This window comes from Bradyrhizobium sp., assembly GCF_019242285.1.
GTDB lineage: Bacteria > Pseudomonadota > Alphaproteobacteria > Rhizobiales > Xanthobacteraceae > Bradyrhizobium.
In genome coordinates this window covers 1-8,621 of sequence record NZ_JAFAVV010000082.1, presented here as the reverse complement: position 1 = coordinate 8,621, position 8,621 = coordinate 1, and the positions used below count along the sequence as shown (strand labels likewise).

10 protein-coding genes and 1 pseudogene are annotated in these 8,621 nt (G+C 64.3%); 6 read left to right on the top strand and 5 right to left on the bottom strand.

The features are described from left to right. Nucleotides 1–212 (bottom strand): annotated as a pseudogene (locus JOY90_RS03405) (ribonuclease activity regulator RraA); the annotation flags it as partial. Between the two features lie 241 nt (nt 213–453). Here JOY90_RS03405 and JOY90_RS03400 point away from each other — a divergent pair. From JOY90_RS03400 to JOY90_RS03385, 4 genes are all read left to right on the top strand, one after another. Beyond that, entirely contained in the window at nt 454–789 is a 336-nt protein-coding gene (locus JOY90_RS03400) for a hypothetical protein (protein ID WP_291689758.1), read from the top strand. 94 nt (nt 790–883) lie between these two features. Next, a complete protein-coding gene (gene pxpB, locus JOY90_RS03395) occupies nt 884–1,615 on the top strand; it encodes a 5-oxoprolinase subunit PxpB (protein WP_291689757.1) in 732 nt (243 codons plus the stop codon). Next, nucleotides 1,612–2,643: a biotin-dependent carboxyltransferase family protein gene (locus JOY90_RS03390; protein WP_291689756.1), complete on the top strand. Its 1,032-nt coding sequence runs from the start codon at nt 1,612–1,614 to the stop codon at nt 2,641–2,643. The genes pxpB and JOY90_RS03390 overlap by 4 nt, the downstream gene beginning before the upstream one ends. A gap of 27 nt (nt 2,644–2,670) precedes the next feature. Further along, nucleotides 2,671–3,441, top strand: coding sequence for a LamB/YcsF family protein (locus JOY90_RS03385; RefSeq protein ID WP_291689755.1), 771 nt, complete (start codon nt 2,671–2,673; stop codon nt 3,439–3,441). A gap of 39 nt (nt 3,442–3,480) precedes the next feature. Here the strand turns inward: JOY90_RS03385 and JOY90_RS03380 are convergent, their stop codons facing one another. Both JOY90_RS03380 and JOY90_RS03375 read right to left on the bottom strand, forming a co-directional pair. Then, entirely contained in the window at nt 3,481–4,659 is a 1,179-nt protein-coding gene (locus tag JOY90_RS03380) for a PQQ-binding-like beta-propeller repeat protein (RefSeq protein WP_291689754.1), read from the bottom strand. Further along, nucleotides 4,656–5,168: a hypothetical protein gene (locus tag JOY90_RS03375; RefSeq protein ID WP_291689753.1), complete on the bottom strand. Its 513-nt coding sequence runs from the start codon at nt 5,166–5,168 to the stop codon at nt 4,656–4,658. The genes JOY90_RS03380 and JOY90_RS03375 overlap by 4 nt, the downstream gene beginning before the upstream one ends. A gap of 184 nt (nt 5,169–5,352) precedes the next feature. Between JOY90_RS03375 and JOY90_RS03370 the strand changes: the two genes are divergently transcribed. Both JOY90_RS03370 and JOY90_RS03365 read left to right on the top strand, forming a co-directional pair. Then, complete coding sequence (locus JOY90_RS03370) at nt 5,353–5,745, top strand: hypothetical protein (RefSeq protein WP_291689752.1); 393 nt, start codon at nt 5,353–5,355, stop codon at nt 5,743–5,745. 96 nt (nt 5,746–5,841) lie between these two features. Beyond that, complete coding sequence (locus JOY90_RS03365) at nt 5,842–6,435, top strand: nuclear transport factor 2 family protein (protein ID WP_291689751.1); 594 nt, start codon at nt 5,842–5,844, stop codon at nt 6,433–6,435. Here JOY90_RS03365 and JOY90_RS03360 read toward each other — a convergent pair. Further along, nucleotides 6,432–7,127 (bottom strand): hypothetical protein, encoded by a 696-nt coding sequence (locus JOY90_RS03360; RefSeq protein ID WP_291689750.1) that lies wholly within the window; start codon nt 7,125–7,127, stop codon nt 6,432–6,434. The two genes, JOY90_RS03365 and JOY90_RS03360, sit on opposite strands and share 4 nt — an antisense overlap. Before the next feature lie 213 nt (nt 7,128–7,340). Further along, nucleotides 7,341–8,621, bottom strand: a 1,281-nt coding sequence (locus JOY90_RS03355; RefSeq protein ID WP_291689749.1) for a sulfite reductase subunit alpha, incomplete at its 5' end; no start/stop codon positions are given.

The window sequence follows — 8,621 nt, the reverse complement described above, 5'->3', positions numbered from 1 at the left end:
GGCGACGACCAGGATTCCGGCGTCGCGAGATCCTCCCGGGCCGGCACGAAACGCAGGGTGAAGGCCGGACCGACCAGACGCGGCAGGCCGGGCTTCAGCGGGCGCGCGCCCCGCATCCAGACGTTCCGCAGCCCTTTCTTGAGCAGGACCGTGGTGATGGTCGCGGTCGTGACATGCGACAGCGTCGCGATGGCATCTGGCGTCAAGGACATGCGGGAACCCATTCCAATCGTGGAAATTAATCATATGTATCTTGCGGGCGGAACAGTCCGCGTCAAGGGCGTGACAAGATGGACATCTTGCGCGAAAAATGCGGGGAAGTGGGTGGCGCGCCTGATCCGGCGCATTTACAAGGACGCGGGGACGATCGGCCGCCAAGGACTGACCGCAGGATGAGCCCATCTTCCCCAGTTGCGACATGGAGGCCTCGTGCGGAGCGGGAGGGATATCGACATGCGCGGGATGTTGCCACAGAGTGAAGCCCGGATGCGGATGTGCGTGATGCAGGTCGGCAAGCGCGGGCGATGGACCTACAAGGACTGGATCAGATGGCGCTTCCTGTGGAAGTTCTTCCCCTGGTACGCGCGTGAGATGCGGTATCGCGGCGATTTCTGTGTCGGCGCGGGCTGCATGCACTGGTTCTGGGAGGACGCCGACAAGAAGGAGCGCGGCTATTGCTCGGTCGCGGTCTCCCGCACCCAGCACATGATGTGGGCGAAGGAATTGGAGGAGGAGCAGCGTGAGAGCCGGGCGCCCGGACAGAACCCCGGGCAGAAGCAGGCTTCCTGACCTCGAAGCGAGGGCCGCCGCGAGTGACCGGCGCCCCAAATGCGCGACCGTGAGTGGGCCGAAGTGAGCTCAAATCGGCCGGACGCGCGATAGAATGAACGCCTCCTCACCGCAACCCCGGCTGCTGCCGAACGGCGATAGCGCCATCACGGTGGAATTCAGCCGCCAGATCGATGACGCCGCCAACCAGCGCGTGCTGGCGCTGGACCGCGCGGTGCGCGAGACGCCGATCGACGGCGTGACCGAGACCATTCCGACTTATCGCTCGCTGCTGGTGCACTACGATCCCTGCGCCATCGATTTCGACACGCTGGGTGCCGGGCTGTTGGCGCTCGCGCAGACAGCAAGACCGCAGAAGGCCGAGTCACGGCGCTGGCGCATCCCGGTCGCCTATGGCGGCGAAAACGGCGCCGATCTCGAGGAGGTGGCCAAGGCACTCGGCATCACGCCTGACGACGTGATCGCCCGCCATGCCGGCGGCCAGTATCGCGTCGCCATGATCGGCTTCACCCCCGGCTGGTCCTATCTCAGCGGCCTGGATAGGTCCCTGCACATGCCGCGCCGGCACAGCCCGCGCGTGTTCACACCGGCCGGGACGATCTCGATCGGCGGGGTGCAGGCCGGCATCCAATGCCTGGCGGCGCCGAGCGGCTGGCACCTGCTCGGGCGGACGCCGGTGCGAACCTATCAGCAGCATCGCGAGCCGATCTTCCTCCTGGAGCCCGGCGATCACGTCAGCTTTTTTGCCATCGACGCCGGGACGTTCGCGGAGCAGGAGCGCGCCGCGGAACGCGGCGAGATCGTGGCCGAACGCGTGAACGCATGACGAGGCTCGTCGTCTCCAGCATCGGCCCGGTCAGCTCCGTGCAGGACGGCGGCCGGCATGGCACTCAGCGCTATGGCCTGACGCCGAGCGGCGCCATGGACCGCCTGGCGCTGGCGGCGGCGAACGCGCTGCTCGGCAATGGAGCGTGCGCGGCGGCGGTCGAGATCGGCCCGTTCGGCGCCGCCTTCACCGCGCGCGAGGGCGCAGTCGGCATCGCGCTGGCCGGCAGCCCGCGCAATGCCGACATCGCGGGCCGCGCGGTCGCCTTCGACGCTTCGATGACGATTCCCGACGGCGAGACTCTGACCCTCGGTTTCGCCAAGGAAGGCGCGTTCAGCTATCTCGCGCTGGAAGGCGGCATCGCGGGCGAGCCGATGTTCGGCAGTCTTGCGGTCAACGCCCGCGCCGGGCTCGGCAGCCCCTACCCCCGGCCGCTGCAGCCGGGCGACGTATTGCCGGCAACAGCCGCCGCCGACGCCGGAGAACGACGGATCGAGCTTCCGGCTGCTGTCGAGGGGCCGATCCGCGCAGTGCTGGGCCCGCAGGACGACGAATTCGACGACAGCGCCAAGGCGCTGCTGTTCGACAGCGAGTGGAGGATATCGGCGACCAGCGACCGGATGGGATACCGGCTGGAGGGGCCGGCGCTGCGGCACCTGCACGGCCACAACATCGTCTCCGACGGCACCGTCGACGGCAGCATCCAGGTGCCCGGCAATGGCGCGCCGATCGTCCTGATGCGCGATCGTGGCACCACGGGCGGCTATCCCAAGATCGCGGCCGTGATCACGGCCGATTTCGGCCGTTTCGCGCAGCTTCCCGCCGGAACCAGCTTTCGGTTCAAGCTGGTGTCGATGGCAGAGGCGCAGGCCGCCGCGCGCGATTTTGCAAAACTGCTCGCGAGCCTGCCTGATCGCGTCCGCGCCATCGAAAATTTTGATCTCAACCTCGAAGCGCTGCATGATGCCAATGTCGCCGGCCATGCCGTCAGCGCGGTGGACGCGGGTACCTGGCTGGCGCATGACTGATCAACCCAATTCGGGGCGGACAAGGCCATGACATCGATCGATCTGAACTGCGATCTCGGCGAGAGCTTCGGTCCCTGGGAGATGGGCCAGGACGCGGCCATGATCGAGCTTGCCACCTCGGTCAACGTCGCCTGCGGCTATCATGCCGGCGACGCCGACATCATGCGCAAGACCGTGGAGCTGGCCAAGGCGCGCGGCGTCTCGGTCGGCGCGCATCCCGGCTATCGCGACCTGCACGGTTTCGGCCGCCGCCCAGTGCCCGGCATGAAGGCGTCCGAGATCGAGAACCTGGTCGCCTATCAGATCGGCGCGCTGCAGGCGATCGCGATTGCCGCCGGTCACAGGGTCACCCATGTCAAGGCGCATGGTGCGCTCTCCAACGTCGCCTGCGAGGACGACATGACCGCGCAGGCGATCGCCAACGCGATCAAGGCCGTCGATCCCAATCTGGTATTCGTGGTGCTGGCCAATTCGAAACTGGTGCGCGCCGGCGAGAAGGCCAACCTGCCGATGGCCCACGAAGTGTTCGCCGACCGCGCCTATGAGGACGACGGCAATCTGGTGTCGCGCAAGAAGCCGGGCGCGATCCTGCACGATCCCGCCGAGATCGCCGCGCGCGTGGTGCGGATGGTGCAGGATGGCGCGGTAGTCTCGGTGACCGGCAAGGCGATCAAGATGCGCACCGACACCGTCTGCATCCACGGCGACAATCCGGCCGCGGTCGACATCGCGCGTGGCGTGCGCCAGGCGCTGAAGGATGCCGGCATCGACGTGGCGCCGTTCAGGCGCGCGGCTTGAGCAGGACGCGCGCGCCTTCACGACGGTCAGGGCCTGCGATCATCGCACGGCCCAGAGTCTGCCCTCGGAGATGCAGTAGATTTCGCCCAACCGCCCGATCGCGAGCGCCGCATCCATCGGCCCCGGTGCCGTCCAACGGAAGAGCAGGTCGCCCTTTGCGTCGAAGCCGACCAGGCCGCAGGCGTCGTGAAGGCTGTAGGCGTCCTTGTATTTGCTCCAATAGCTGGGCTCGACGCCCTCGGCCACGATCAGGTTGCCGGCTGAATCGGCGACGATGTTGAGGATTTCCCAGGGTGCGCGGCGCTCGAACAAGAGCGTGCCTACGGTGTCGAACGCCCGCAGGCGCATGCTCAAATGGCCGACGAGACGGGGCTCCGGCCCCGGCGTGACGATAACGGGCGGACTCGGATGAGCGAAGTAGTCGGGGGTGGTCACTTCTTTCGCGACAGGATCGACAATGAGGAATTCGTGGCCGTCGTAATGTGAATAGCCGATGATGATGCGCCTTTCATCCAACCGCATCGGCTCCGTCCAGAAGCGCTCATGGTCGGCGGCGGGAGGAAGCTTGCGAGGGTCACCAGCGACAAATCCGCGAGGATTGGCGCGCCAGCAGAAGTTTCCGTCGAAGTCGAGCGCTGTCAGATAGCCGTCGTTGGCCACGACGATGCGATCGCTCGTGACCAATGTTCGGCCCTGGAAGCTGCCCAGGAGAGGGTATGACCATCGCAACTGGCCGCTGGCGCCAAGGCAATGCAGTTCGGCATCGTTTCCCGATGACGGTTCGCGTTGCGCGAGGATCGCGTCAACCGCGAAGGCCGTCACAAACGCCCATCTCCCCGGGATGGACCAGCGCTCGTTGCCGGTGGCCTGATCGCGTGACAGCAGCTTCCGACCGCCGTCCTCGGTCAGGATGATCGATCCATCGGCAAGCGCCATCGGCGTTCCAAGACCACCCTCGCCCGTACGAGGGCGACGCCAGCGAATCTCCCCGGTGGGATCGAGCGCCAGCAGCGACGATGGCCAGACGACAAACAGGCTGCCATCTTCGCCAACGACGATTCTGTATCCCCCTCTTTCGTTCTCAGCATCGAGTGAGACCGACCAGGAAGTCGCGCCGCCCAAGCTGGCGGCGACCGAGGCGACGCCGGTATTTCCCGCATTGCCCAGCAGGATCGGCCAGGAAGACGATCCGAACGGGGGGTTCCCCGGACCGCTCATGGCAGGTCCAATGCTTCTTTGAACAAGCGCAACTGTTCCTTCAAATCGGCAGGGCCGGACGCCGGCCGTTTGAGGGCATCGAGGAAGGCGCCGAGCGCCACACGGGCACGGAAGAATTGCATGGCCTCAGGTGTCGTCGCCGGACCGGCCGCCGCGTAGCTCCTGTTGAACAGCTTGCTCAACTCCGAGATTTCCGCCTCTCCGAGATGGTATCTTACGCCGAACGTACCGAGCTTGTGGGTAAAGGCCGCAAGATCTCGTGCAGGTGATCCGATCGGCAGGCCGTTCTCGCTCATTGACTCGGTCAGCCGCCCACTGTCAATGACGGTGATGCCGGCGGACTGCGGCCCATTCGGGTGCGCGCCATCCACTGGCAGCGACTGGCGATGCTCCGTCGCAGCGGCGCTTTCCTGGGCCTTGGCCCACGCGGTCGCGTCCGTACACTCCGTCACTACGCATCGATCGAGAGGATCGCCGTCATTTTGTCGAGTCGGCTTGACAGCGCCCACGTGCACGCTCCTGCAAAGCGCAACATATGTGTCTCCAGGGATTGGTAGGGTTGCTTTGTGGCGGAAGATCGCTGCCAGGCTGTGACCGCCTCTTCCCAGGATTTCCGCCGCATTTCGCTGGCAATTCAGACTTGACGACTGCCGCACTGGCTCGCGGCAATGATGGCAATAACGAGGGGACGCGATGGCACGAACCATGAAACGGTCCGCATCGCTTTTTCTCGCGTGCGCGATCAGCGCGATGATCCCCGCTTCGCTCTTCTGGCGGCCAGCGGTGGCCGCATCCGAAACAGGTGCCGCAACGGAAGCCGCGCCGGAACCTGATTCATCACCCGATGCCGACGCGGCGCGTGCCGCCCGGGAACGCCGATATCGCCGGTACCTCCACCGCAGATATGTGCACCAATATTATCTGCATCAATACTATTTGAATCAGTATTACAGCCAGACGTATCAGCATCAGTACTATCAGAACCAGTACAACAATCAGACCTACCTGCATCAACAGGAGCTGCATCGCCAGCAGATGCAGCGGTACAACATCCAGCGATACAACCAAATGCATCAATATCATTAGGCGCAAGAAAGCCAGGCAACGGCCCCATATCCGAACGGACCTCAGCCTAACAATCGCACCTGAACACGCGATCGGGAAATCTCTGGAGACCAAACGATGAATCGCGCCGTCATCATCGTGTTGCTTGCGCTGGCAACTGCCGTGGTCGCCCTGCTCGCTGCCGATGCCGCCGTCGCCGGACAGGATGGGGCCAACGTTGTGACGCTGGAGAAAATCTACGACCAGCAGGATCAGGCGCTCGCCAACATGGATGCGGAGAAATTCCTCAGCTTCCTCGATCCCGACGGCTACGCCTTCATCGACGAGAAGGGCAAACGCCAGTCATATGCCGAATACCGAGACGGGTTGCAGCAGGCGATGCCGAGCCGCCGCAACATCGATCCGTCCACCAAGGTCAAGGACGTGCAGAGCCAGGACGGGAAGCTCGTGGCCTATATCGAGCAGGCGAGCCATTTCGAGGTCAAGGACGAGAAGCAGGGATGGGTTCCCTTCAACGAGACCTCGACGGCCGAGGAGACGTGGGTGAGCAGGAATGGCGAGTGGAAGCTCGCCTTGACCAAGACCCTGCGCTCGCGGCTGACCGTCGATGAAAAATGGCTGAAGACGCAACAGGAAATCAGCGACGGCTGGTACAACGCGATCCATTCCAAGATCAATAGCTGCAACTACGGCATCGCCGGCTGCCGCTAGATGGTCGCCAGCGGCTCCAGCCAATGCACATAGACTTCATTGATGACAACCAAAGCGCCGAAAATTGCGGCCGTAACGAGAACCCAGCGCCACGCCACGACAAGCGCCACTATCATAAGGGCCAAAGCCAGCGCAACGACGATCCCCATAATCTCGCTCAATATCAATGAAAGTAACATCCCCAAAACTCCCGCCACCAGCAACGCGGAAGGCATTGTCCTCGAATCTTCATTTAGAGAAGGAAATAGCTCCCTCGCCAAGTCATGCCAAAGATAATGGAAAATAAGAATCCCGGCGACGAATGGGCCGAGGATCAACAATACGAAGAGCAGGAGAGGAAGCGGGGAGAACTTATGCAAAAGGGCGGAGGTCTCCGCGGCCTTCCAAACGGAGCGAATGCGCCATCTGGTTTCGCGATAGACGCCTATGTTTGTTACGCTGAGCAGAATTGAAGCCAGCACAATAGCGTCGTGCCACTCGGGTGGAATGTGAACCGGCAGCCAGCCGAAAAGCCAAACCTTCACGATCGCGTACTTTGCGACAACCCAGTGGATGACCGCAGCCCATTTGATCAACTGCCCGGTCAGGTCCACCAATCCAACAACCGCAAGCGCCGTGGCCACCTTTTCCCAGGTGCGGCGCAGCAGGCCGGTCTGCGGCCTGGTCGATGCTTCGGTGCCGGCGATAGCCACTCCCGGCCTCCCCCTGTTGGCAACGTGGCGGGATGACAATGCCGCGGAAGTACGACTTTAGCTGGGCGGATGTTGGCAGGACCGCTGGGCCATCCACGCTTCCGCCTGGCCGCAGAATCGGACGATGGCGCCCGCCTGGCAAAACGGCTGGCGCGCGTGGGTGCAGGTGCGCGAATGGCTCATACGCTGCTTTGACCGCATCTCGGCGGAATGTCAGTAGACGTCCTGCTGGAAGCGGCCGTTCTTCTTCAGCTCGCCGACGAAGCTGACGGCCTCGTCGGTCGAGCGGGCGCCGAACTGCGCGACGATGTCGACCAGCGCGCGCTCGACGTCCTTGGCCATGCGCTTGGCGTCGCCGCAGATGTAGACGTGGGCGCCTTCGGCGAGCCAGGTCCAGAGCTCGCGGCCGACCTCGCGCATGCGGTCCTGCACGTAGAACTTCTTGGCGCCGTCACGCGACCAGGCGAGCGACAGCCGCGTCAGGAGGCCGGCGGTCTTCATGGCGTTGAGCTCGTCCTGATAGAAGAAGTCGCAGTCGCTGCGCTGGTGGCCGAAGAACAGCCAGTTCCTGCCGGGCGCGCCGGTCGCCTTGCGGTCGAGCAGGAAGGCGCGGAATGGCGCAACGCCGGTGCCCGGCCCGATCATGATGATCGGCGTCTTCGGATTGGCCGGCAGCGCGAAGCCATGCGCCTTCTGCACATAGACTTTCAGCGCGTCGCCAGGATGGATGCGCTCGGCAAGGTAGGTCGAGGCGAGCCCGAGCCGCCTGCGCTTGCCGACGACGTAACGGACGCAATCGACCGTCAGCGACAATTTTCCGGGGGTTGCGTTGTGCGACGACGATATCGAATAGAGCCGCGGTTGCAGCGGCTCCAGCGCCTCGACGAAGGCTTCCGGATGCGGCCGGACGCTCGAAAATTTTTGCAGCGCCGCCATCACATCGAGCGTTGCGGCATCGCCGTCGGGATCCTCGCCCTGCGCCAGCGCTCTCGCCTTCTCGCGCTGCGCGCCGCCGGTGAGGAACGAGATCAGCTCGAACAGCGTGTCGGGCGCCGGTGACAGCGAGACATCGTCGGTCAGCACCTCGCGCAACGTCTTGCCGCGAACCTTGATCGTGTGCTGCGCACCGAGCAACGCAATGATCTGGTCGACCAGGCCGAGATCGTTCTTGGCGAAGATGCCGAAGGAGTCGCCCACGACATAGTCGAGGCCGGCGCCGGTCAGATCGAACTCGACGTGCCAGGTCTCCTTCTCCGAGCCCTTCTTGTTGAGCAGACGCCGTGAGACGAAGGTCGCTTCAATCGGGTTGTCGCGCGATCGTCCGGGCTCCGAGATCGTGGCGGTCACGGCCACGGCCGGCACCGCCGATGGCGACGACTTGGCCGCCGGCGCCTTGTCGAGCTCCTCGTGCAGCGCCTTCAGCATCCGCGCGGTTTCCTTGCCGCCGGGGACGCAGAGATTGAGCCGGGCCTCGCTCCGGCCCGCGATCGCTTC

Bases quoted from the DNA above. Each gene is read 5' to 3' on its own strand.
- JOY90_RS03400 (WP_291689758.1), top strand. From the start codon at position 454: ATGCGCGGGATGTTGCCACAGAGTGAAGCCCGGATGCGGATGTGCGTG.
- pxpB (WP_291689757.1), top strand. From the start codon at position 884: ATGAACGCCTCCTCACCGCAACCCCGGCTGCTGCCGAACGGCGATAGC.
- JOY90_RS03390 (WP_291689756.1), top strand. From the start codon at position 1,612: ATGACGAGGCTCGTCGTCTCCAGCATCGGCCCGGTCAGCTCCGTGCAG.
- JOY90_RS03385 (WP_291689755.1), top strand. From the start codon at position 2,671: ATGACATCGATCGATCTGAACTGCGATCTCGGCGAGAGCTTCGGTCCC.
- JOY90_RS03380 (WP_291689754.1), bottom strand. From the start codon at position 4,659: ATGAGCGGTCCGGGGAACCCCCCGTTCGGATCGTCTTCCTGGCCGATC.
- JOY90_RS03370 (WP_291689752.1), top strand. From the start codon at position 5,353: ATGGCACGAACCATGAAACGGTCCGCATCGCTTTTTCTCGCGTGCGCG.
- JOY90_RS03365 (WP_291689751.1), top strand. From the start codon at position 5,842: ATGAATCGCGCCGTCATCATCGTGTTGCTTGCGCTGGCAACTGCCGTG.